Raw genomic sequence first — 22,568 nt, forward strand, 5'->3', positions numbered from 1 at the left:
TTCAGCGTCAGGCTGCCGGGACCGCCGCGACTGCCTCGATCTCGACCAGCGCGCCCGGCACGGCGAGACCGGACACGAAGGCGGCGGTGATGGCCGGTGGGTTCGGCCGCTGCCCCCAGGTCTCGACGAACGCTGCGAAACCCTCCTCCAGCGACTCGCCCTCACGGATCAGGATGGTCCACTTCACGACATGCTCGGGACCGGCGCCGGCCGCGGTCAGGCAGGTGCGCAGGTTCTTCATGGCCTGCCGCGTCTGGCTCGCGAGGTCCGGCCCGACGACCGTGCCGGTCGCGTCGACGCCGTTCTGGCCGCCGACGTAGACGAGGTCGGCCGCCGAGGCCACCCGGACCACCTGGGTGAACGCGGGGTTCACGTGCATCGTCTCTGGGTTGATGTGCGTGGTGACTGTCATAGGAGCTATGTAACCAGTTAAACTAGTTTCATGCAACGACGTACGGACCTCCCTCTCGACCTGCGGCGCCGATTCCTCACCGGCCGGGTGTCGCTGGACTTCACCCACACCGGCGGCGAGGGCGAGCATGCGGTGTGGGAGATCCTCCACACCCAGGCCGATCTCGAACGGTGGCTCGACGTGATCCTCGAGGCCGAGGGCATAGTGGTCGGCTCGGCGGCGGACCTGGACGCGGCGCGCACCCTGCGGGCAGCGATCACCCGTGCCGCGCGCGGGCTGGCGGCCGGAAGCTCGCTGGACCCGGCCGACGTTGCCGTCATCAACACCGCGGCGGCGGCACCACCCCTGGTGCCGGAGCTGCGAGCGGACGGCGCCCGAGGTTACGCGGCGCCGAGCGCCGTCGGCGCCCTGTCCACCCTTGCCCGCGACGCGATCGACCTCTTCGCCGGCCACCTGGCCACGCGCATCCGGGTCTGCGCGGCGCCGGACTGCGGCCTGCTGCTCGTCGACACCTCGCGGCCGGGCAAGCGACGCTGGTGCTCGATGCAGCGGTGCGGCAACCTCGCCAAGGTCCGCGGCCACCGCCAGCGGTCCACATCACCCGCGCCAATCCATTGATCATGTTCTCTCGCGGTCGCCCAGGAAGCCGTCGGATGAGTCGGGGACCCGACCTGTCGGCGCTTCGCCGTGCTGCGCCTCGGCACGGTGACAGCTCATCGATCGTCCGCGACACCGCATCGCTGACCAGGGGCGGCCTCGAAGTCGCGCTCGCTGGCGTCGAAGTGCGTGCACGTGAGCAGTTGGGCAGGTGCTGCCCGCGACCACCACGGTGCCGCACTCCCGCGCACGGAGCCAGCCCTCCAGGCCGGTGCGGTGGAATCAGACCCACCGGGCTCGTTCAGGCCGACGACGTGCGCCACCGGCCGCACGGAGACGGCAGCCGGCGCGGAGTCGCGACTCTCAGACGTTGAAGCGGAACTCGACGACGTCGCCGTCGGCCATGACGTAGTCCTTGCCCTCCATGCGGACCAGGCCCTTGGACCGGGCGTCGGCCATGGAGCCGCAGGCCACGAGGTCGTCGAACGACACGACCTCGGCCTTGATGAACCCCTTCTGGAAGTCGGTGTGGATGACGCCGGCCGCCTCGGGCGCGGTGGCGCCCTTGGCGATGGTCCACGCCCGGGCCTCCTTCGGCCCGGCCGTCAGGTAGGTCTGCAGGCCGAGGGTGTCGAAGCCGACCCGGGCCAGCATGTCCAGGCCGGACTCCTCCTGCCCCATGGACCGCAGCAACTCCAGCGCCTCCGCGTCGTCCAGCTCGGCCAGCTCGGTCTCGATCTGGGCGTCCAGGAAGATCGCCTCGGCCGGCGCCACCAGCCCACGCAGCTCGGCCTTGAGACCGTCGTCGGACAGCTCCTCGTCGTCCATGTTGAACACGTAGAGGAACGGCTTGGCGGTGAGCAGGTGCAGCTCGCGAAGCGGCTCGGGGTCGAGGCCCGCCGCGAACACCGTCTGCCCGCCATCGAGGACCTCCTTGGCCCGCTCGACGGCGACGACGGTCTCCTGCTTGTCCTTGGCCATCCGCGCCTCCTTGACCATGCGCGGCAGGGCGTTCTCGATGGTCTGCAGGTCCGCGAGGATCAGCTCGGTGTTGATGGTCTCGATGTCGGACTTGGGCTCGATGCGACCGTCGACGTGGACGACGTCAGGGTCGTTGAAGACCCGGATGACCTGGCAGATGGCGTCGGCCTCGCGGATGTTGGCGAGGAACTTGTTGCCCAGACCCTGCCCCTCGGACGCGCCCTTCACGATGCCGGCGATGTCGACGAAGCTCACGGTGGCCGGGACCTGCCGGGCTGAGTCGAAGATCTCGGCGAGCCGGCCGAGCCGGGAGTCGGGGACGCCGACGACGCCGACGTTGGGCTCGATGGTGGCGAACGGGTAGTTCGCGGCGAGGACGTCGTTCTTCGTCAGCGCGTTGAAGAGCGTGGACTTGCCGACGTTGGGCAAGCCGACGATCCCGATGGTGAGGGACAAAGCCGATGATCCTTCGTTGTCAGAGCCGACTGCGCGGGCACCGTCCGGAGTCGAACGGTGAGCCAACCGAGTGTATGCCGCGCGGCGCGGTGGACGACAATCACGGCGACGGGTGCGGCCCGGGGGCCATCCGGTGATCTCGAAACGGGACGAATCGGCCGATCCGGCCCGGCGGCCGCCGCGCCTTCCCGACTTTGTCGGACCCACCCGGCAAGCTGATCCTCATGAACGGCACCAGCATCCTCGTGGCCCTCCTCGCCCTGCTGCTCGGGGCGGTGGTGGGCGGGTTGCTCGTCCGCGTCCGTTCCGCCGTCCAGGTGGCGACGGTGGTGGCCGAGCGCGACGCGGCCCGGGCCGAGCGCGACGCCGTCCGGCACGAGCGGCAGCAGCTGGTCGCCGAGCGCGAGGGCGACCGCGAGCGCCTGCTCGACGCGCAGGCCGACCAGACCCGGCTCGAGACCGAGCTGGCGCACGCGCGGGCGAGCGGTGAGGAGAAGCTGGAGCTGTTGCGGGCGGAGCAAGAGCGGCTGACGCAAGAGTTCCAGCGGCTGTCCAACGACGCGCTCAAGCAGAACCGCGCCGAGTTCCTCGAGCTGGCCGCCGAGCGGTTCAAGGGCTCCGAGGACCGCGTCAAGACCGAGCTGGAGCACCGCAGGCAGGCGGTGGAGGCACTGGTCAAGCCGCTGAACGACCAACTCGCCAAGGTCACCGACCACGCCAACCACCTCGAGAAGGCGCGTGCCGCCGCCTACGGCGAGCTGCGCGCCCAGCTCGAGACCATGGGCAAGAGCTCGGACCTGCTGCGGCAGGAGACCCAGCAGCTGGTTACGGCGCTGCGCGCGCCCCAGGTCCGCGGCCGCTGGGGTGAGTTGCAGCTTCGCCGGGTCGTCGAGGCCGCCGGCATGCTGGAGCACGTCGACTTCGTCGAGCAGGCATCCGTCGACACCCCGGACGGCAAGCTCCGTCCCGACCTGCTGGTCCACCTCGCCGGCGACAAGAAGGTCGTCGTCGACGCGAAGGTCGCCTTCAACGGCTACCTCGAGGCGCAGGAGGCCCGCGACGAGGCCACCCGCGACACCCGGCTGGCCGCCCACGCCCGCCACCTCAAGACGCACATCGATTCCCTGGCCGCCAAACAGTACTGGGAGCAGTTCACGCCCACGCCGGAGTTCGTGGTCATGTTCGTGCCCTCCGACGTGTTCCTCAACGCGGCGCTGGAGCAGGACCCGACGCTCTTCGAGCACGCCTTCGAGCGCAACGTCGTCCTGGCCACCCCGGCCACCCTGGTCGCGCTGCTGCGCACGGTCGGCTACACCTGGCGTCAGGAGGCGCTGGCCGAGAACGCCCAGCAGGTGCTGTCGCTCGGCCGCGAGTTGCACTCCCGGTTGGCCACCATGGGCACCCACATCAGCAAGCTCGGCCGCCAGCTCGACGGCGCCGTCCGCGCCTACAACGACAGCGTCAGTTCGTTGGAGAGCCGGGTCCTCGTGAGCGCCCGCAAGCTGTCCGACCTCAAGGTGGTCGACACCGACCTTGAGGCGCCGCCGCAGATCGAGCGGGCTGCACGCCAAGTCCAGGCGCCCGAGTTGGTCGACCACGCGCTCATCGCCCTCGACGAGATCCAGATCGACCCGCGCTTCGGGCTCGCGGCGGCACCCGAGCCGAAGCCCGCCAAGCCCCGCCGCCGCCGCAACGGCACCGACGGCTGACGTCGGCACGAGGGACCGAACGATCGGTGGCCCGGGCGTTGTCGGCGCGACCGACGCTGCCCGCCCGACCGCATCGACCGCCGCACCGGCGGAAGGGCACCGTGAGCTCGGTGCCGGGTGCCGACGGCGTGAGCCGCCGGCACCCGGCCACCTCATCCCCGCCGGTTCGGTTCAGCCAGTGCCCAGGTAGGCACCCAGGGTGTTGGCGAACTGGTATCCGTTCGTGGCGTCCCAGTTGACCGACCACGTCATGGCCCCGCCGATCGGCCCCCACGGCTGCGCCGGTACGAAGCTGCCGCAGTCGTTCGCCGTCGCCAGACAGTCCAGCGCGGCCGTGACGTTGGACGGCGGCTGATATCCGCCTCCGGCCGCCGAGGTGGTCGCCGGCAGCCCCAGTCCGACCTGATCCGGGTCCAGGCCGGCCATGAGCTGGATGCACGCCTGCGCGGTGAGGAAGTCGACCGTCCCCTGGGCGTAGACCTGCTGGTCGCAGCCGAGCATGGTGCCGGAGTTGTAGTACTGCATGTTGACGATCGTCAGGATGTCCTGAATCGCCAGCGCCAGCTGATAGTACGCGTAGGTCGGCGCCTGGAAGTCGATGGTCTGTGGCGCCATCGTGATGATCAGGCTCGGCCCGGCGAGGTCACGCAGCTGCCGCAGCGCCTGCTCCATGTAGGCGGCGTTGATCCCGTGCTCGAGATCGATGTCGACGCCGTCGAAGCCGTACTCCCGCATCAGAGCGTGGGTGCTCTGTGCGAAGTTCGCGGCCTCGGTGGCGTTGGTGACGTTGACGTGCCCGTTCTGGCCGCCGACGGAGATGACGACGGTGCCGCCCGCGGCCCGGCGAGCGGCCACATCGGCCTTGAACTCGGCCACGGTGTACCCGCCGAGCCCGGCGCTGTCCAGGTTGAACGTGATGCCGCCGGGGCTGCCGGACAGGTTGTCGGCGAAGGCGATCGCCAGCAGGTTGTAGGCCGTCGGGACCTCCGAGACCCGCAGCACCGTCGAGCCGTTGTCGAAGTTGTGCCAATAGCCGGTCAGCCAGCGGTCGCCGTCCGATCCGCCGCCGGGGTCACCGTCACCGTCCTCGTCGCCGCTCTCCGATCCCGACTCCGATCCGGCATCGGTGCCGCCGTCCGCCCCGGTGTCGGAGCACGGCCCGTCGTCGCGCCACGGCCCCCACTCGCTCGGTGCGGGCACGTCGCCTTGGGTCCAGTGCCGCGCCGTCCAGGTGTGGCCCGCATAGGAGACCTGGTCCCCGCCGACGTAGACGGCGGACGGGTCCCAGGCCGGCGCCGTGCACGTCGCCGGCCCACCGTCGTCGCCGCCGGACTCGTCACCACCGGACACGTCACCACCCGACACGTCACCACCGGACTCGTCGCCGCCACCCGGGCCGCCGGTGGCCAGCCGTTCGCCCATGAGACCGACGAGCTCGTTCGAATGGTCGCCGGCCAGGTCCCACCACATGGCGCCGCCGAACCCGCCGGCGGTGATGTAGTCGGCCTTCTTGTCGACCAGCCAGGGGTCGTCGAAGGACCAGAACTCCGTGCCGTCGTACGACCACGAGGCCAGGACCTCCTCGTCGTGGAAGATCGGCTTGTCGCGCAGGTTCCGGTACCTGTCGGTGCCGGGTTCCTCTGGGAACTCCCCCGGCGCGGCCCCGCCGGCGGATTGCCAGGCGCCGTGGGTTCCGCCGTCGGCAACGCCGGTCCAGCCGCGGCCGTACAGCGGGATGCCGGCGGTGAGCTGAGACGGCGCGACCCCGCGGTCGACGTAGTAGCTCATCGCCGCGTCGAGGCTGAACCGCTGGGACTCCTCGAGCGGGTTGGCTGGGTCGTCGTAGGTGTTGGACTGATGCCCGGCGACGTCCGGCCGCCACGTGCCGTGCAGGTCGTAGCCCTGGACGTTGCCGAAGTCGAGATGGTCGAAGATCCGGGTGACGTCCCAGCCGGCGTCGATCAGGACCGGATTCGCCGGCAGGAACGCGCTGAGCTCGTAGGTCTCGCCGGTCTGCCCGGCCAGCTCGTCGAGCTGGCGGCGGAACTCGGCCAGCAGTGCGACGAGGTTCTCCTTGTCGTCCGGGGACCAGTGGTTGCCGGGGTGTTGGAACTCCTCGGGCACACCGGGCCATTCCCAGTCGATGTCGAAGCCGTCGAAGACACCGGCGGCCGAGCCAGGGCCACCGCGACCGTCGATGATGGGGAGATCGCCCTTGATGTACAGGTCGATGCACGACGAGACGAACCGCTCGCGCGACTCCGGGGTGGCGGCCGCTCGCGAGAAGTGCCGTGACCAGGTCCAGCCGCCGATCGAGACCATCGCCTTCAGGTGTGGATGCTTGGCCTTCAGCTCTCTGAGCTGGTTGAAGTTCCCCGCCAGCGGCTGGTCCCAGGTGTCGGCAACGCCGTCGACAGAGTTGCCGGCGGCGAAGCCGCGCCCATAGTCCGCCCACGCGTCGCCGGCATAGTCACCCTCGGTCGGCGAGTCCTTCGCGCCATTGGGCCGGTTCGCTTCGAAGCACGTGAGCGTGTCGGGGTGGATGTTGGCGAAGGCGTAGTTGACGTGCGTGAGGTCGGCCGCGGCACCGGACGTGTCAAGGTCCTGGACCAGGAAATCGCGGGCGTAGATGCCCCACTGGGTGAAGTAGCCGACGTTGCGATATCCGTTCTCGGCCACGGCGGTGGCCGGCGCCTGCGGCGCCGACGTCGCCGGCAGGTCTTGGTCCGGACCTGACGTCCCGGCGAAGGTCGCCGCGGCGCTCGTGACCAGCAGGCCGGCAGCGACGCCATAGGCCGCTGTCGTGCGCCATCGAGTCCTCATAGGGTCGCTCCTTGCGATGAAAGCGGTGCTGACAGGCCCGAACCCGGGTTCGCCGGTGCGCATCACCTCCGCGGAACGGTCGTAGAGCAGGCTGACGCCATGACTAAGCACATGACTCGTCGATGTGCGCGGACGATCGGCACATTGCGTGACAATCGGCCATAGCGGCCGAATGTCCTGAATCCGAATTGGAAAGAAAGTTAGCAGAGGCCGTCGTATCTGCCAAGGGGCTCGTGACTATCCGTCAGCGAACCGCTCACGACGGCGCCGGAACCGGCGGCCGATCTGCCGGTCCGCGCTCACCGGCTGCCAGCGACGACGCGGTCGTATCCTTGCTCGAAGCGACGCCGCCCGCTTGCTCGCCAGTCAGGGCTGTGAGCGCCGAAGCAGCACGGTGCGGATGGCCTGGCCGCCGAGACCCGGCTCCGACGTGGGGCGGTGCGGATGGTTCCACAACGGCTCGAACCAGCGAGGAGGGCGGATGACCGACCGGCCCGCGCGCCGCGACGACCAACGCGCCAGCGATGCCGACCGCGACCTTGTCGCCGGTGACCTGCGCGACGCGTTCGGGGAAGGTCGCCTCGACGCCGACGAGTACGAGCGCCGCCTCGACGCCGTCTGGGAGTCACGCACCTACCGCGAGCTGGACCGGCTGACCGCCGACCTGCCTCAGCCGTTGCACCGCGAGCGCGCCCGCGCGGAGGAGGAGCGACAGAAGGCGATCGCCGATCGCAAGAAGGCCGAGATGCGCGAGTACCTCGGCGAATGGCGGGCCTGGCTGGGTGGCGCCGTCATCATGATCGGCATCTGGCTCGTGACCGGCCTGGCCGACGGTGACTTCTCCAACTTCTGGCCGGCCATCCCGCTGGGCATCTGGGCGGTCATCCTGCTCGCCAACGCTATCGGCGGCGGGGACGGCAAGCACAAGTAGACCGGCGCGAGGGCCGAGCCCTCACTCCGACGCGGCGGTCTTGAGGTCGCGGCGCAGCTCACGCGGCAGGGAGAAGATCAGCGACTCCTCGGTGGTGCGGTGCTCCTCGACGGTCGGGAAGCCGCGCTCCCCCAGCCACGACACCACGCCGGCCACGAGGTCCTCCGGCACCGACGCGCCGCTGGTGACACCGACCGTCGTGACGCCCTCGAGCCACGCCTCGTCGATCTCGGAGGCGTTGTCGATGCGATACGAGGCGTCGGCGCCGGCGTCGAGCGCGACCTCGACCAGGCGCACCGAGTTGGACGAGTTGGCCGAGCCGACCACCAGCACCAGCTCCGACTCCGCCGCGATCTCTTTCACCGCGACCTGGCGGTTCTGCGTCGCATAGCAGATGTCGTCGCTGGGCGGGCTGATCAGGGCCGGGAACCGCTCGCGCAGCCGCGTCACCGTCTCGTAGGTCTCGTCGACCGACAGCGTGGTCTGCGACAACCACACCACCCGAGACGGGTCGCGGACATCGACCTTGTCGACGTCGGACGGGTTCTCGACCAGCTGGATGTGCTCTGGCGCCTCACCCGAGGTGCCTTCGACCTCCTCGTGCCCGGCGTGGCCGATCAGCACGATGTCGAGGTCGTCCTTGGCGAACCGGCGTGCCTCGTTGTGAACCTTGGTGACCAGCGGGCAGGTGGCATCGATGGTCCGCAGGCCGCGGTCCTCCGCCTCGCTGTGCACCGCCGGCGACACGCCGTGTGCGGAGAAGACCACCAGTGCACCCTCGGGGACCTCGGACAGCTCCTCGACGAAGATGGCCCCGCGCTGCTCCAGCGTCTCCACCACGTGCTTGTTGTGGACGATCTGCTTGCGGACGTACACCGGCGGGCCGTAGTGGTCCAGCGCCTTCTCGACGGTGACGACGGCACGGTCGACCCCAGCGCAGTAGCCCCGCGGCGCGGCCAGCAGTACCCGTCCCTCAGCAGTCATGCCCCCATGGTAGGTGCCGTCGCCGTCGGCCCCAGCAGGTACGGTGCCCATCGTGGCCTTGGACACATCCCCGGAGCAGCCGGCACCCGTGCGGGTCGTCACGCAGCTGATCGGCCAGTGGATCGGACGGCTCGGCCCGGTCTGGGTGGAGGGCCAGGTCGCGCAGTACTCCCGCCGTCCGGGCACCCAGACGGCGTTCCTCACGCTGCGCGACCCGCACGCCGAGGTGTCGCTGACCGTCACCTGCCCGGTCGGGCTGCTCGACGCGCTCGAGGCACCGCTGACCGACGGCGCCCGCATCGTCGTGCACGCCAAGCCGTCCTGGTACTTCACCCGCGGCACGCTCTCGCTGGCCGCCGACGACCTGCGACCCGTCGGCCTGGGTGATCTGCTGGCCCGCATCGAGCGGCTACGCAAGATCCTGGCCGCCGAGGGCGTGTTCGCCGCCGAGCGGAAGCGCCCGCTGCCGTTCCTCCCGCACGTCGTCGGGCTGATCTGCGGGCGCGACTCCAAGGCCGAGCACGATGTGCTGGAGAACGCACGACGGCGCTGGCCCGGCGTCCGCTTCCGGATCGAGCCGGTGGCGGTGCAGGGCTCCAACGCCGTCGGCCAGATCATGGACGCGCTGCGGGTGCTCGACCGCGACCCCGAGGTCGACGTCGTCGTCATCGCCCGCGGCGGCGGGTCGGTCGAGGACCTCCTGCCGTTCTCCGACGAGGCGCTCATCCGGGCCGTCGCGGCCGCCACCACCCCCGTCGTGAGCGCGATCGGGCACGAGGCGGACACCCCGCTGCTCGACCTGGTGGCCGACGTCCGCGCGTCCACCCCGACCGACGCCGCCAAACGGGTGGTGCCCGACGTCGCCGAGGAGGTCGAGCGGGTGGCCCGGGCCCGCGAGCGCATCCGCTCCGCCGTCCGGCACCGGCTCGAGCGGGAGCGGCACGGCCTGACGTCGCTGCGGTCCAGGCCGGTCCTCGCCGATCCGCATCACGGCCTGCGGCTGCGCGCCCACGACGTCGAGGCGCTGGTCCACCGTGCCCGGCGCAGCGTCCGGCACCTGCTCGACCGGGCCGCCGTCGACGTCGACCACACCCGGGCCCGCATCCGGGCGCTGTCGCCGGCCGCCACGCTGGAGCGTGGGTACGCCGTCGTTCAGAAGGACGACTCCACCGTCGTGCGCGGCCCGGACGACGTCAGCCCTGGCGAGCACGTGCGCCTCCTGGTGGCCGGCGGACAGATCGACGCCACCATCGCACCGGCACCGGACGAGGCGAAGCCCGACCGCTGAGCGCAGTGCGTCGCCCCAGGGCCGCGGTTCGGGCTGGTAGGTTGGCTGCTCATGCAGGCCGCCGAACCCACCTACGAAGAGGCCCGCGACGAGCTGGTGCAGATCGTCGCGAAGCTCGAGGCCGGCGGCACCACGCTGGAAGAGTCGCTGGCGCTGTGGCAGCGCGGCGAGGAGCTGGCGAAGCTCTGCGAGGCGTACCTGGACGGTGCCCGCAAGCGCCTCGACGCCGCCGAGAATCCCGACGACGCCAAGTGATCGACAGGGGGTTGCTACCCGCCCGGGGGTGGTTGGGCACTGTCGATCACGACGGTTCGGACCACCGCTCGGACGGGACGGCCTGGCGCGCGCCCTCTCGGGTGAGCCGTTCGAGCCGCTCCTGGTAGTCCTCGGGTTGTGGGCGCGTCGACGCGCCGGGCCGGAGGTCGCCGTGGGTCAGACCGCGCGCGGCGAGCCATGCCCGCTCCGGTTCGGTGCCGTCCTCGGCGCGGTCGCTGACGCCGTACTCCATGTACGGGGTATAGCGACGACGGCCCCAATCGTCCGGCGGGACGGGGTACGGGTCGCCCGGCGCGGGCTCCGGCCCGAACAGGTCGTACCAGAGATTGCGCAGCCACTCGTCGTTACGCCACTGCGACTCACGCCGGCCAAGCGGCCGGTCCGACGAGTCGCGTATGTGGGCGGCCAGCTCGTCCCGGAACGCTGCGAAACGGTCCTTCGACTCCGAGTCGTTCTCCCACCGCTCAACCGACTCGCATCCCTCGACGTAGAAGTCAGGCTCCGCGTCCGTGGTGCTGAAGGAGCTCATGACGCGGTCATAGTCGCGCGTCGCTTCCATCACGAATCCGTTCCTCCCATCTGGATGAACTCGGCCGTGGTTCGGCTTCCGGATAGCACGTAATCATGACCCATGTGCGATCGATTTTCCGGAAGATCATCGTCACTCCTGGGTCCATCCCGCGGGCGATTGGGTCGGTTCGAACGATGGGAACCGGCTCGCCGCCAAGCTCCATCGCGTCGCGCCTTTGCATTCTCCACTGCTCCGCCGTTTCCTCCGCCTGCGTTCCCTCGCCGCGGTACGCCGTGGTGTCGCCGGGTACCAAGTTGGCGTCCTCGGCGGGAACGAAGATCATTGCATCACGGAGGCCGCGGTTCCGCTCCAGATAGTCGTGCAGGTCGGCGATCGTGCCGCCGCAGTGGTCCAGTAGCGTCCTGAGCGGCTTGGCCAGCGCCTCCAGCGACGTGAACTTCCCCGCGACATGGCCCACACCATGTTTGGAGTGCACGGAGCCGTCCGGGTCGCGGCGCCAGTCGTTCTTCGGGTCGGTCCGGCCCATGGGGTCCTTCTTCCAGCTCACCCGGGCCTTCAATGCCTCGTCCGACACGTCTGGACCGTGCAGCTGGATCGCATGCCCGGCATCGTTGGTCACGACCATCGCCATGATGTCGTCCCGGATCGCGGCATCGAACAGCGCTCCGTACGCCTCGCGCACATGGTCCGGCACGGTGCTGCTGGTCGGAGCGCGCTCGGCGTCGGCCGAGGACTGGCGCTCGAGGAGCTCCTCGTCAGCCAGCGCGTCGTCGACCGCCTCGTCCTCGGCCTGACCGGCGTCCTCGCCCGAAGTCGTGGCTTGGGCCGGAACGGGCCCGGGCGAAGCGCCACTTGCCGGCGGTTCGGCCAGGAGGTCGCTCAATGCACCGGTCTCGCTGGCGAACGCCTCGGTTGCCACGGCGAGCTCTTCTCCCGCCGCCGCCACACCGGCCGCGACCAACTCCATGACCTGGTCGGCGAGCGCGGCACCGTCTGGCCCGGCAGCACTGAGGGCCTTGGCGACCCGCTCCGCGTCGCGGCGGGTCGTGGCCAGCACGTCCGCGCTCGCCCGGTCGTAGGCCAGCAGCGCGTCCAGCAGCCCGTCCAGCGACCTGCGGATGGGCCCGCCGGTCTCGTCCGTCGCCATGCCCACGAAGGTGGGCCGCGACCACCGGCTGTGACATCGCGCCGTCAGCGCAGCAGCGTGACGAAGTCCTCGAGCTCCTCGTACGGGACGGTGCCCCGCACGATGGTGATGGCGCCACCGTCCACCCGCACCAGCGCCCGGTCCGGTGCGTCGTCGCGCTCGACCAGCCGCTCCCAGGTGACGCCGTCGATGGAGCTCTCGCCATCGGGGTCGAAGTCGGCGAGACGCTCGTCGCGGTAGCTCTCGATCTCGCCGTCGGTCTGCTCGATGCCGATGAACGTGTCGCCGTCGATCAGGAACCCCAGCTGCCAGCGGTCGCCGCCGTCGTCCTGCGAGAAGTCCATGCTGGTGGCCCGCCAGCCCGCGGGCACCGGCTCCGGCGCCAGCACGTCGTAGGCGTACTCGGCCCGGGCGACCTCCAGTGCGCCCTGGTAGTCGACGGGGTCGGGCAGCCGCGGCTCCTGGTCGTTGAGGGCGTTGAACAGCACCGCCACCAGCGCCAGCACGCCGGCCAGCACGACGACGCTGCGCACGATGTCGCCCAGCGACGGGTTACCGCGAGTCGAGGTTGCCACGACAACATCGTCGCACTCTCCCCATGATCATCAACGGTTGGCTACGCCATAGCGTCGCCAACCGTTGATGATCATGGGGAGGTCAGGCTGGGTAGACGTTGATCTCGGTCGCCTTCACCGACGCCCACACCGTGCTGCCCGGCTCCAACCGCAGGTCGGCGACGGCGAGCGGCGTCACGTCCGCGAGCACCGACACCGGGCCGTCGGTAGTGACACGGACGAGGTCGCCGTGCGCTTCGAGGTCAGTGATCACCAGCTCCCACGCGTTGCGCGCCGACCCTTCCGGCCGGCGCGGGCTCAGCGTCACCGCGACGGGCGCGAACGCCACGTGCACCGGGCCGAACGCGTCGTGCGCCAGCGCCACCGTGGCGCCGGTCGGCAGTTCCGCGACCCGTCCGTCCGCCACGCCGCGGAGCAGGTTCAGCCCGACCAGACGCGCGACGTAGTCAGTCCGGGGGCGACGGGCCACCTCCGCCGGCTGGCCCTCCTGCACGACGGTGCCGCGTTCCAGCACGACGACTCGGTCGCCCAGCACCATGGCCTCCAGCGGATCGTGCGTGACGACGACCGTGCAGCCGCCGTACCCCGCGAGGTGCCGGCGAAGCTCAGCCCGGACCGCCGGACGGGTACCGGCGTCGAGGGCGGCCAGCGGTTCGTCCAGCAGCAGCAGCCGCGGCTCGACGATGAGCGCCCGGGCCAGCGCGACCCGCTGGGCCTGACCACCGGAGAGCTCACCGGGACGCCGTCGTTCGTAGCCGCCGAGCCCCACCCGGTCCAGCCACTCGCGGGCGCGCCGGCGGGCGGGCTCGCGCGCAACCCCGCGGGAACGCAGCCCGAACGCGACGTTCTCCAGCACGCTCATCCTCGGGAACAGCAGGTAGTCCTGGACCACCATGCCGACGCGGCGCTCGCGCGGCCGGACGTGGGAGCCGGCGGCCACGTCGTCAAGCGTCGTGCCGTTCAGCTCGACCCGGCCGTCGTCGGGCCGCAGCGTCCCGGCCAGCAGTTGCAGCAGCGTCGACTTGCCCGCTCCGTTGGGCCCGAGCAGTGCCACCACCTCGCCGGCTCCGACGGTGAGCGCGGCGTCGAGCCTCAGGTCGCCCCGGTTCAGGGTCAACCGTGCGAACAGGCTCATGCGCTGCTGCCGATCCAACGGTCACGCAGGCCGACCAGGATGGCCACCGAGACCACGATCATGAGCAGGCTCAACACGATGGCCACCTCGCTGTCGCCGGCGCCGATGGCCACGTAGGCCTCGATCGGCAGCGTGCGGGTGGTGCCAGGGAGGCTGCCGGCGAAGGTCACCGTCGCGCCGAACTCGCCGAGTGCCCGCGCCCAGCACAGCACCGCGCCGGCCAGCACGCCCGGCGCGACGGCCGGCAGCGTCACCCGCCGGAACGTCGTCCACGACGTGGCGCCCAGCGTGGCTGCGACGTCCTCGTACCGGCGGTCGGTGGTGCGCAGTGCGCCTTCGACCGCCACGATGAGGAACGGCATCGCGACGAACACCTGCGCCAGGACGACCGCGGTGGTCGTGAACGGCAGGCTCACCCCGAAGGTCTCGTCCATCCAGCCGCCGATCACGCCACGCCGACCGAAGACCATGAGCAGCGCCACCCCGCCGATGACCGGCGGCAGTACCAGCGGCACCGTCACCACGCCACGCAGCAGCGACCGGCCCGGGAGCGCCGTGCGGGCGAGCAGCCAGGCGACCGGGACGCCGCAGACCAGGGCAACCAGCGTCGCCGCCGTCGCCGTCGTCAGCGACAGCCGCAGCGCCGTCAGCACCGCCTCCGAGGTCAGGATGGACGGCAGGTCGCTCCACGGCGCCCGCAGCACCAGGCCCAGCATCGGCAGCACCAGGATCGCGACGCCGACCAGCGCCGGGATCAGCAGGCCGGCCGGGACCCGCAGATCGTCGGTGCGACGAGGGCGGCTCACGGCTCCAGGAAACCAGCCTCGGCGAGGACCGAGCGGCCGAGCTCGCCGGTGATCGCCCCGGCGATCGCGCGGGCACCGTCGGGGTTCGCAGCGTCGGCGAGGAGCGCCACCGGGTAGTCGTTGACGATCTCGTCGGCTTCCGGGACGTCGAGGGTCTCGATGTCGTCACCTTCGGCGGCCGCGTCGGTGCGGTAGATCAGCGCCGCGTCCGCCTCTCCGAGCGCGACCAGCGACGCCGCCTCTTTGACGTCCGTCGTCAACGTGTCCGGCGCCGCCGTCACCCCGGCCGCGTCGAGCAGTCGCTCGGCCGCCGCGCCGCACGGGACCTGCGGCTCGCAGACGGCGACGCGCAGGTCGTCGTCGGCGAGGTCGGCCAGGCCGGTGACACCGGCGGGGTTGCCGGCGGGGACCGCCAGCGTGAGCGCGTTGCGGGCGAAGACCACCGGCTCGCCGTCGACCACGTCCGCGGCGACCGCTTCGTCCATGGTCGTGGGGTCGGCGGTGGCCAGCACGTCGGCCGGCGCGCCGGAGATGACCTGCTCGACCAGGCCGGAGCTGGGGCCGAAGGAGAAGACGACCTCGAGGTCCGGGTACTCGCGGGCGAGCTGCCCGGCCAGTTCCTCGAACGACTCCGTCAACGACGCCGCGGCCAGGACGGTGACCGTGCCGCTCGGCGTGTCACCCTGGCCGCTCGCCGTGTCGCTACCGGCGCCCACCTGGGGGTCCTCGTCGTCGTCGCAGCCGACCGTGGGCAGCACGATCGCCACCGCCACAGCGAGGACGGTGTAGCGCGCGCCGCGGCTCATGCCCGGCCCGACGGGAGGTCGACGACGACGTTCGTGGCCTTGATCGACGCGATGGCCGCGACGCCGACTTCGAGCCCGAGCTCGTCGGCTGCCTCCCGGCTCATCAAGGACACCACCCGATGCGGACCGGCCTGGATCTCCACCTGAGCCATCAGGCCGTCCTTCCGCACGCCGATGACGATGCCGGGAAAGTGGTTGCGCGCGGACTCGCGCGGGGTAGGCAGGGCGGTCTCGCCGGGGACGATCTCGCGGGCGACCCGGGCCAGCTCGACCCCGTCGACGACCATGCGCCCGGCGTCGTCGCGGTCGATCCGCAGCCGGCCGGTCTCGGCCCACCGGCGCAGGGAGTCGTCGCTCATCCCGAGGAGGCGAGCGGCGTCTGCGACCCGAAATTGCGGCACGAAACACAGCATAGACCCGCATCTGAGGAATCGGAGTCGCGGCGTCGCCGTGATCGCAGAAGGCCAGCGCGCATTGCAGGTAGTCGCACTGATCGTCACCGTGCCGCCATCGGCGGCGCGACGACTCGTGGGCCGCCAAGAGTCAGCGACGGCGTGACGCCAGCCGCCGCAGCAGGATCGCGGCGACCACGACCAGCCCCAACCATCCGAGGGCACCCCAGATGATCCGCGACGGGCCCCATCCCCATCCGCGGTCGCCGTTCTCACCGTCGTCGGCGACCTGCACGGCCCGGGCGGGCGTGGCCCGTTCCGGCGCGGCCAGCTTGGGCGCGGCCTGCGACCGGCCGGCATGGAGGTCGGCGGCAGCAACCGCGGCGCCACGATCGGCGGAGATCGCGGCCGGCAGGACGATCGTCGAGCCGCCTGGTTCGGCAGCGGCTGTCGCATCGGCAGAGCCCGCCGAGGCGATCACGACGCCAACGAGCACCGCGCTCGCCGAGCGAGCCAGTCCCCCTAACGCCCCCATCACGGCAGTATCGCTCACCGCGGTGAATCCGCGGTGACCTCCATCCGCACGTTCGGCCTACGCATGGAGTCGTGGCTCTCCCCGGCCGCTGGCAACGAGCCGCCGGGGGTGACGCTCACGCCAACACTCGGCGCCAGCGTCACCCTCGTCGATGCCATGACCATGCTCGCGCCGTCCCGGCGGTCAGTGGCCGAGCAGGGAGCGCCGCTCGCGCGGCGGGCGGACGGTGAGCTCGCCGAGGAACACGAAGCCGCGCACGTGGTAGATCGGGCTGCCGGGGGTGACCTCGGACTTCAGCTTCATCCTCCGCTCGCCCAGGATGTTCGCGCCCTCCTCGAGCCGGACGTCGATGCCCTCGGGGACGATGAGGGTGATGCTGCCGAGGACCACGCCGACCTGGATCTCGATCTCACGCGACCGCACGATGGCCTCGGTGAAGTCGAGCACGACCTCGCCCAGCACGGACGTGACGTCCATGCGCGCCGGGACCTCCCAGCGGCCCTTGCGCTTCTCGGTGCTGAGCACCGTGGTGATGCGTTCGGAGGGACGGAGCGGGCCGCCGGCCGCCGGAAGCGGGGTGGCACCCGCCGCCGCGCCGGCGACCGGGGCATTTGGGACTCGCGGTCCCGCGACTGGAGCGTTCGGTGGAGGCACCCGCCCCTGCTGCCAATGGGTCACCGAGGTGCCGCCGGGCAGCGGGTACGGGCCCTGCGGCAGGTCGCGGGTGATGGGCTGGAGATCGCCATAGGTGCGAGCGCTGAACGTCGCCTCGAGCCGCTCCTCCAACTCCGAGAGGGTCAACCGGCCGTCACCGGCGGCCTGGCGCAGCGCCTCGGCGACCCGTTCACGGTCGACGTCTGAGCAGCGCAGATCAGCGGCGCTGCGAACGTCGGGAACCTCGCTCATGCCTCACCCACGGACTTGCGCTGGACGTTGACGCCGCCGAACACGGCCTTGCCGGTGATCCGGACGAGCGGTGCGGCGGGGCCGGGCTGGCGCCGGTGGCTGGCGTCGTCGTTGAAGGCACCGAAGACGCCGTTGCCGTCGACCTGGACCCGGACGTCGTCCGGGACCACGATGTTCACGCCGCCGAAGACCGCCTTGATGTCGATCTGGACCTCGGCGGTCTCAAGCGTGGCCTCGCGCAGGTCGAGGTCGGCTCCGCCGAAGACGGCCTTGATGTAGTAGTAACTGGGGACGACCCAGTCGCCGCGCCGTTGGATGCCGCTGAACACGACCTTCGCTGACCGCGACCCGGGCTGGCCGCCCACCCGGCCGGCCACCACCGGCGCCGGGTTCGCGCGGACCGCGGGCGGGCGCACGACTGGCGGCAGCGGGATGTCGCCGGGCAGGTCGCGCACGACGGGTTCGAAGTCGGCGTACGTCTTGGCGGCGTAGAGGGCATCGATGCGCTCCTCCAGCTCGGTCAGGCTCAACCGGCCGTCGGAGGCGGCCTGCCGCAAGACGTCGGCGACGCGCTCCCGATCGGCGTCGGATGCCCGCAGCGAACGCTGGTCGCGAGTCTCGTCCACAACCCATGACCTTAGCAATCACCAGGCCATCCAGAAGGAGGAGAACGCCCTGCTCTCTGCCCCCGCAGGATGAGCCGGACGCATCAGGGACGACCGATCACCCGATCGTCGAGTAGATGTCGACCGATCGCCGCCGCTCGGCCTGCGAGGACGGTCCGCTCCGTTCGGCGCGGCTCAGTCCTCGCCCGACGTCGGCGCCGCGGGCAGGCCGTCGTCACCGGATGCCGAGGACCGTGGCGTCTGGGGAGCGGCCGGTGCACCGTCGCCGTCGGACCCGGCCCCACCGTCGTACCCGGCACCGTCGGTCGCGGCACCGCGGACGGCCTTGACCGTCAGGTTCTCCCCCGAGGCGGGGTCGAAGACGTGCACCTTGCGCAGGTCGAGCCAGAGGCTCGCCGTGGTGCCCTCGGGGATGCGGCTGGTGGCGTCGAGGGACACGACCAGCTGCGTGCGCATCGCCTCGCTGTCCAGCTCTCGCTCCAGCTCGGCCAGCTGGGCGCGGATGTCCTCGGGTGCTTCGTACGGGACGTAGGCGTACTGCTCGTTGCCCAGCCACTCGATGACGTCGATGTTCGCGTCGAAGACGACGCCGTGCTCGCGGATGGTGTCCGAGACCACCGACGCGTCCTCGAACGCCTCCGGCCGGGCACCGATCAGCACGACCTCGCGCCCCGGGAGGCCGGTCGCCCGCGACTCCGGCAGCGTCCACTCGCCGAACGGGGTGTGCAGCCGGCCGTCGACCACCGTCGCGGAGATGAAGTTCATGGGCGGCGACCCGATGAAGCCGGCGACGAACAGGTTGACGGGGTTCTCGTAGAGCTCGCGGGGCGTAGCGACCTGCTGGACGACGCCGCGGCGCAGCACGACCACGCGGTCGCCGAGGGTCATCGCCTCGACCTGGTCGTGTGTGACGTACACCGTGGTGATGCCCAGCCGCTTCTGCAGCCGGGAGATCTCGGTGCGCATCTGGCCGCGCAGCTTCGCGTCGAGGTTGGACAGCGGCTCGTCGAACAGGAACGCCTGTGCCTCGCGGACGATCGCACGGCCCATCGCGACCCGCTGGCGCTGGCCGCCGGAGAGGTTGGCCGGCTTGCGGTCGAGGTGCTCGGTGAGCTCCAGCAGCTCGGCGGCGTGCCGGACGCGCTCGTCGACCTCCTTGGCCGAGGTCTTGGACAGCCGGAGCGGGAAGGCGATGTTCTCGAAGACGGTCAGGTGCGGGTACAGAGCGTAGTTCTGGAAGACCATCGAGAGGTTGCGGTCGCGGGGCGCCTTCTCGTTGACCCGCTGCCCGCCGATCAGCATCTCTCCGCTGGTGATGTCCTCGAGCCCGACGATCATGCGCAGCAGCGTGGACTTGCCGCACCCGGACGGGCCGACGAGGATGACGAACTCGCCGTCGGCGATGTCGAGGCTGACGTCCTTGACCGCGTGGAAGCCGTCGCCGTACTGCTTGTTGATGTCCTTCAGCGTGATGGCAGCCATGGGTTTCTCCTCCAGTTGCTACGGGGTCAGCCCTTGACGGCGCCCTGGGTCAGGCCGGACACGATCCGGCGTTGGAACAGCAGGACGAGGACGACGACGGGGATGGTGACGACGACGGCGGCGGCGGCTATCGGGCCGGTGGGCTCCTCGAACTGGGAGGCGCCGGTGAAGAACGCCAGCGCCGCAGGCACCGGCCGGGCCGCGTCCGTCGACGTCAGCGAGATTCCGTAGACGAAGTCGTTCCACGCGATGAAGAACGAGATGATGGCCGTGGTGAACACGCCCGGTGTCGCGAGCGGCACGATGACCTTGCGGAACGCCTGCCAGGTGGTGGCACCGTCGACCTGCGCGGCCTGCTCCAGCTCCCAAGGGATCTGCCGGAAGAACGCCGACAGCGTCCAGATCGAGATCGGCAGCGTCAGCGACAGGTAGGGGATGATCAGGCCGGGCCAGGTGTCGTACAGGCCGATGTTGCGCCACAGGTTGAACAGCGGCGTCACGATCGAGATGACCGGGAAGATGGCCACCGCGAGCGCCGTCGTCAGGATCAGCCGCTTGCCCGGGAAGTCAAGCCGGGCGATCGCGTAGGCGGCGAACGTGGCCAGCACCACGGAGATGAACGTCGCGATGAGCGAGATGCCGATGGAGTTGCGCAGCGAGGACAGGAAGAGGTCCTGTGCGTCGCCGCGGAGGATGTTGTCGTAGTTGTCCCATACCCAGGTGGTCGGGAGGAACTGGCCCGTCCCGAGGTCACTGGCCGTCTTGAACGACAGCGAGACGATCCAGGCCACCGGGAACAGCGCGTAGACGATCACGACGACGCCGGCGACCCACCACCACGCCTTGGTGCCGCGCGAGAGCTGACCCTCGTCCATCACCGCTCACCCCTCGCGCTGGCCAGGTCGACCTTGAACAGTTTGATGAACAGGAAGCTGATGAGCACGACGCACAGGAACAACAGCACCGACACCGCCGATCCGAGGCCGATCTCGAGCCGGCTGATCGTCTGTCTGTACGCCAGGAACGACACGACCTCGGTGTCGTTCGCGCCCTGGGTCATGATGAACACGTTGTCGAAGATGCGGAACGCGTCGAGGGTCCGGAACAACAAGGCGACCATGATGGCCGCCTTCATGTTCGGGATGGTCACCTTGTACATGCGCTGCCACCAGGTGGCGCCGTCGACCTTGGCCGCCTCCTGCAGCTCCTCCGGCACCTGTGCCAGGCCGGCCAGCAGGAGAAGCGAGATGAACGGCGTCGTCTTCCAGATCTCCGAGGCGATGATGACGGTGACCGACGTGCCGAACTCGCCGAACCAGTTGGTGTTCTCGCTGATGCCGGGGAGCCAGCCGAACCACGAGTTGACGAACCCGGAGTTGATGTCGAACGCGTAGAACCACGCGAACGCCGACACCACGGTGATGATGGCGTACGGGACGAGAATGGCCGTGCGCAGGATCGGCCGCAGGGTGGTGAGGGCCCGGTGCATCACCAGCGCCAGCGCGAACCCCAGGATCGCCTCGATTGCGACCGTGATGACGGTGATCAGCACGGTGACGCCGACGGCCTGCCACCACACGCCGTCGCTCAGCACGACCAGGTAGTTGTTGAGCCAGTTGAACTCGCGGGCGTCGGGGTCGGTCAGCCGGAACTTGAACAGCGACTCGTAGAATGCTTGAGCGATCGGGTACGCCGTGACCAGCAGCATCACGACGAATGCTGGACCAGCCAGGTACCAGCCGAGGCGACGTTCCGCCCGGGCGCGGTCGGTGGCGGGCGCGGGCTGCGCCGCCGCCGAACCGACGCTGTCCGGGGCCTCTGTGACGCTCATAGCAACCGCTCCCCCTTCAGAACCTCAGTTATCAGGGTGGTGGCCTCCTCAGGCGAGGAGCCCGGCGACACCGAGCTCGGCGGATGCCAGGTGGACTGGAGTCCGGACGAGACCTCGTTGTAGTACGGCGTCTGCGGCCGTGGTGCCGCGACCTCGAGCGACTCGCGGATCAGGTCGGCCATCGGGAAGGTCTCCCGCACCTCCGGGTCGTCGTACGCCTCGGTGTTGGAGGCCGGGTTGCCGTTGGTGACCATGTAGTACGCCTGGTTCTCGGGCGTGACGATGCATTCCGCGGCCTCGAGCGCGAAGTCGGGATGCTCGCTGAAGGCGCCGATGCCGAGGTTGATGCCACCGTAGGGCGGACGCGTCTCCTCACCCTCGGCGACCGCCGGGTACAGCGCCCAGCCGATGTCGTCGACCAGGGACTGGTCGAGGTTGCCGCCCTCGACGCCGGCGAGCGTCGCGGCCCAGACGAACGGCCAGTTGACCATGAACGAGCCCTGGTCGCCCTGGAACTGCAGCATGGCGCCGTTCTCGTCCTGGTTGGCCAGCCCGGGACCGCCCAGGCCGTTGCGGGCGATGTCTTCGATGACCTGGGCCGCGGCTTGGCCGGCCTCGGACTCCAGGCCGAGCTGCACCTGGTCGGCCGGCGCCTCGGGGTTCTCCAAAATCTCGCCGCCGGCCGACGTGACCAGTGCGTTGATCCACACCGTCAGCGCCTCGGCCCGGATGCCCTGCACGCCAAGGAACTTGTCCTGCGACTGCGCGGCGTCGATGACCTGCTGCCAGGTGACCGGCTCGTTCTCCGGGTCCAGGCCGGCGGCCTCGGCGACCGACCGGCGGTACCAGAGCAGCTGGGTGTTGGCCCAGAACGGGACGGCGACGAGCTCGTCGCGCCAGGTGGCACCGTCGATGGCACCCTGCACGACGTTCTCGGTGACCGTGTCGGCGACGTCGTCGGGGATCTCGGCGAGGAAGCCCGCCTCCGCGAACTCCGGGATGAACGGCGGGTCGAGGCTGATGATGTCGATGGACGAGTCGTTGGCGGCCAGGCGCCGCGCCAGCTGCTCGCGTTGCGCGGACGCCTCACGGGGCAGCAGGGACGTCTGGATGCGGTACTCGCCGTCAGCGGCCTCGGTGCATCTTTGCGCCAGCTCGACCTGTCCGCCGTTGTCGGGGTTGATGTACCACGTGAGGGTCGGTGTTCCGTCATCGCTTCCGCACGCGGCGGCGAGCCCGGCCACCATGACGACGGCGGCTGCAGCGCTGGTGCTTCTCCTGCCCACGTGCCCTCCCTGGAGCAGTCGCAGCACGCTCCAGTGACCGCTTCGTCATCGG

23 protein-coding genes are annotated in these 22,568 nt (G+C 70.5%); 5 read left to right on the top strand and 18 right to left on the bottom strand.

Translation table 11 applies throughout. The features are described 5' to 3' along the window. Nucleotides 1-7: 7 nt before the first annotated feature. A complete protein-coding gene (locus E1269_RS15245) occupies nt 8-412 on the bottom strand; it encodes a RidA family protein (protein WP_131895943.1) in 405 nt (134 codons plus the stop codon). A 30-nt stretch (nt 413-442) separates the two neighbouring features. Here E1269_RS15245 and E1269_RS15250 point away from each other — a divergent pair, with 30 nt between their 5' ends. Next, a complete protein-coding gene (locus tag E1269_RS15250; protein ID WP_239000905.1) occupies nt 443-1,030 on the top strand; it encodes a CGNR zinc finger domain-containing protein in 588 nt (195 codons plus the stop codon). A 342-nt stretch (nt 1,031-1,372) separates the two neighbouring features. Here E1269_RS15250 and ychF read toward each other — a convergent pair whose 3' ends face one another. After that, nucleotides 1,373-2,446 (bottom strand): redox-regulated ATPase YchF, encoded by a 1,074-nt coding sequence (ychF, locus tag E1269_RS15255; protein WP_131895945.1) that lies wholly within the window; start codon nt 2,444-2,446, stop codon nt 1,373-1,375. 224 nt (nt 2,447-2,670) lie between these two features. On the opposite strand from ychF, the gene E1269_RS15260 reads away from it, so the two are divergent. Next, nucleotides 2,671-4,155, top strand: coding sequence for a DNA recombination protein RmuC (locus E1269_RS15260; protein ID WP_203433627.1), 1,485 nt, complete (start codon nt 2,671-2,673; stop codon nt 4,153-4,155). Between the two features lie 171 nt (nt 4,156-4,326). On the opposite strand, the gene E1269_RS15265 is transcribed toward E1269_RS15260, so the two are convergent. Further along, nucleotides 4,327-6,978, bottom strand: coding sequence for a glycosyl hydrolase family 18 protein (locus tag E1269_RS15265; RefSeq protein ID WP_162606434.1), 2,652 nt, complete (start codon nt 6,976-6,978; stop codon nt 4,327-4,329). A gap of 481 nt (nt 6,979-7,459) precedes the next feature. Between E1269_RS15265 and E1269_RS15270 the strand changes: the two genes are divergently transcribed. Further along, the gene (locus E1269_RS15270) at nt 7,460-7,909 is read left to right on the top strand and encodes a DUF1707 SHOCT-like domain-containing protein (protein ID WP_131895949.1); all 450 of its coding nucleotides are present in this window, start codon (nt 7,460-7,462) and stop codon (nt 7,907-7,909) included. Nucleotides 7,910-7,930: 21 nt separating this feature from the next. Here the strand turns inward: E1269_RS15270 and E1269_RS15275 are convergent, their stop codons facing one another. Then, nucleotides 7,931-8,893, bottom strand: coding sequence for a 4-hydroxy-3-methylbut-2-enyl diphosphate reductase (locus tag E1269_RS15275; RefSeq protein ID WP_203433629.1), 963 nt, complete (start codon nt 8,891-8,893; stop codon nt 7,931-7,933). Nucleotides 8,894-8,945: 52 nt separating this feature from the next. Between E1269_RS15275 and xseA the strand changes: the two genes are divergently transcribed. Beyond that, nucleotides 8,946-10,181 (top strand): exodeoxyribonuclease VII large subunit, encoded by a 1,236-nt coding sequence (xseA, locus tag E1269_RS15280; protein ID WP_131895953.1) that lies wholly within the window; start codon nt 8,946-8,948, stop codon nt 10,179-10,181. Between the two features lie 51 nt (nt 10,182-10,232). Beyond that, nucleotides 10,233-10,436 (top strand): exodeoxyribonuclease VII small subunit, encoded by a 204-nt coding sequence (locus E1269_RS15285; protein ID WP_131895955.1) that lies wholly within the window; start codon nt 10,233-10,235, stop codon nt 10,434-10,436. Nucleotides 10,437-10,482: 46 nt separating this feature from the next. Here E1269_RS15285 and E1269_RS15290 read toward each other — a convergent pair whose 3' ends face one another. From E1269_RS15290 to E1269_RS15355, 14 genes are all read right to left on the bottom strand, one after another. Next, a complete protein-coding gene (locus E1269_RS15290; RefSeq protein ID WP_131895957.1) occupies nt 10,483-10,986 on the bottom strand; it encodes a hypothetical protein in 504 nt (167 codons plus the stop codon). A gap of 7 nt (nt 10,987-10,993) precedes the next feature. Next, nucleotides 10,994-12,136, bottom strand: a complete 1,143-nt coding sequence (locus E1269_RS15295; RefSeq protein WP_131895959.1) for a hypothetical protein — start codon at nt 12,134-12,136, stop codon at nt 10,994-10,996. 44 nt (nt 12,137-12,180) lie between these two features. Then, on the bottom strand, nt 12,181-12,711 hold the full coding sequence (locus tag E1269_RS15300) for a DUF4245 domain-containing protein (RefSeq protein ID WP_131895961.1): 531 nt from the start codon (nt 12,709-12,711) through the stop codon (nt 12,181-12,183). 82 nt (nt 12,712-12,793) lie between these two features. Then, nucleotides 12,794-13,846 (bottom strand): ABC transporter ATP-binding protein, encoded by a 1,053-nt coding sequence (locus E1269_RS15305; RefSeq protein ID WP_131895963.1) that lies wholly within the window; start codon nt 13,844-13,846, stop codon nt 12,794-12,796. Then, the gene (locus E1269_RS15310) at nt 13,843-14,652 is read right to left on the bottom strand and encodes an ABC transporter permease (RefSeq protein ID WP_203433631.1); all 810 of its coding nucleotides are present in this window, start codon (nt 14,650-14,652) and stop codon (nt 13,843-13,845) included. The genes E1269_RS15305 and E1269_RS15310 overlap by 4 nt, the downstream gene beginning before the upstream one ends. Further along, a complete protein-coding gene (gene modA / locus E1269_RS15315; RefSeq protein WP_131895965.1) occupies nt 14,649-15,458 on the bottom strand; it encodes a molybdate ABC transporter substrate-binding protein in 810 nt (269 codons plus the stop codon). Before modA ends, E1269_RS15310 begins: the two co-directional genes overlap by 4 nt. Continuing rightward, nucleotides 15,455-15,859: a TOBE domain-containing protein gene (locus E1269_RS15320; protein WP_131895967.1), complete on the bottom strand. Its 405-nt coding sequence runs from the start codon at nt 15,857-15,859 to the stop codon at nt 15,455-15,457. The genes modA and E1269_RS15320 overlap by 4 nt, the downstream gene beginning before the upstream one ends. 142 nt (nt 15,860-16,001) lie before the next feature. Continuing rightward, entirely contained in the window at nt 16,002-16,403 is a 402-nt protein-coding gene (locus tag E1269_RS15325) for a hypothetical protein (protein WP_131895969.1), read from the bottom strand. Between the two features lie 165 nt (nt 16,404-16,568). After that, nucleotides 16,569-17,291, bottom strand: a complete 723-nt coding sequence (locus E1269_RS15330; protein ID WP_131895971.1) for a DUF1707 SHOCT-like domain-containing protein — start codon at nt 17,289-17,291, stop codon at nt 16,569-16,571. Further along, the gene (locus tag E1269_RS15335) at nt 17,288-17,917 is read right to left on the bottom strand and encodes a DUF1707 SHOCT-like domain-containing protein (protein ID WP_162606435.1); all 630 of its coding nucleotides are present in this window, start codon (nt 17,915-17,917) and stop codon (nt 17,288-17,290) included. Before E1269_RS15335 ends, E1269_RS15330 begins: the two co-directional genes overlap by 4 nt. Before the next feature lie 174 nt (nt 17,918-18,091). Beyond that, on the bottom strand, nt 18,092-19,399 hold the full coding sequence (locus E1269_RS15340; protein ID WP_131895975.1) for an ABC transporter ATP-binding protein: 1,308 nt from the start codon (nt 19,397-19,399) through the stop codon (nt 18,092-18,094). Nucleotides 19,400-19,425: 26 nt separating this feature from the next. Then, nucleotides 19,426-20,274, bottom strand: coding sequence for a carbohydrate ABC transporter permease (locus E1269_RS15345; protein WP_131895977.1), 849 nt, complete (start codon nt 20,272-20,274; stop codon nt 19,426-19,428). Beyond that, nucleotides 20,274-21,230 carry a carbohydrate ABC transporter permease gene (locus E1269_RS15350; RefSeq protein WP_131895979.1) on the bottom strand — a complete coding sequence of 319 codons (957 nt, stop codon included), beginning with the start codon at nt 21,228-21,230 and terminating at the stop codon, nt 20,274-20,276. The genes E1269_RS15345 and E1269_RS15350 overlap by 1 nt, the downstream gene beginning before the upstream one ends. Further along, nucleotides 21,227-22,477: an extracellular solute-binding protein gene (locus E1269_RS15355; RefSeq protein ID WP_131896107.1), complete on the bottom strand. Its 1,251-nt coding sequence runs from the start codon at nt 22,475-22,477 to the stop codon at nt 21,227-21,229. Before E1269_RS15355 ends, E1269_RS15350 begins: the two co-directional genes overlap by 4 nt. Between the last annotated feature and the right edge of the window lie 91 nt (nt 22,478-22,568).

Source organism: Jiangella asiatica, assembly GCF_004349065.1.
In the GTDB taxonomy this organism is placed as follows: domain Bacteria; phylum Actinomycetota; class Actinomycetes; order Jiangellales; family Jiangellaceae; genus Jiangella; species Jiangella asiatica.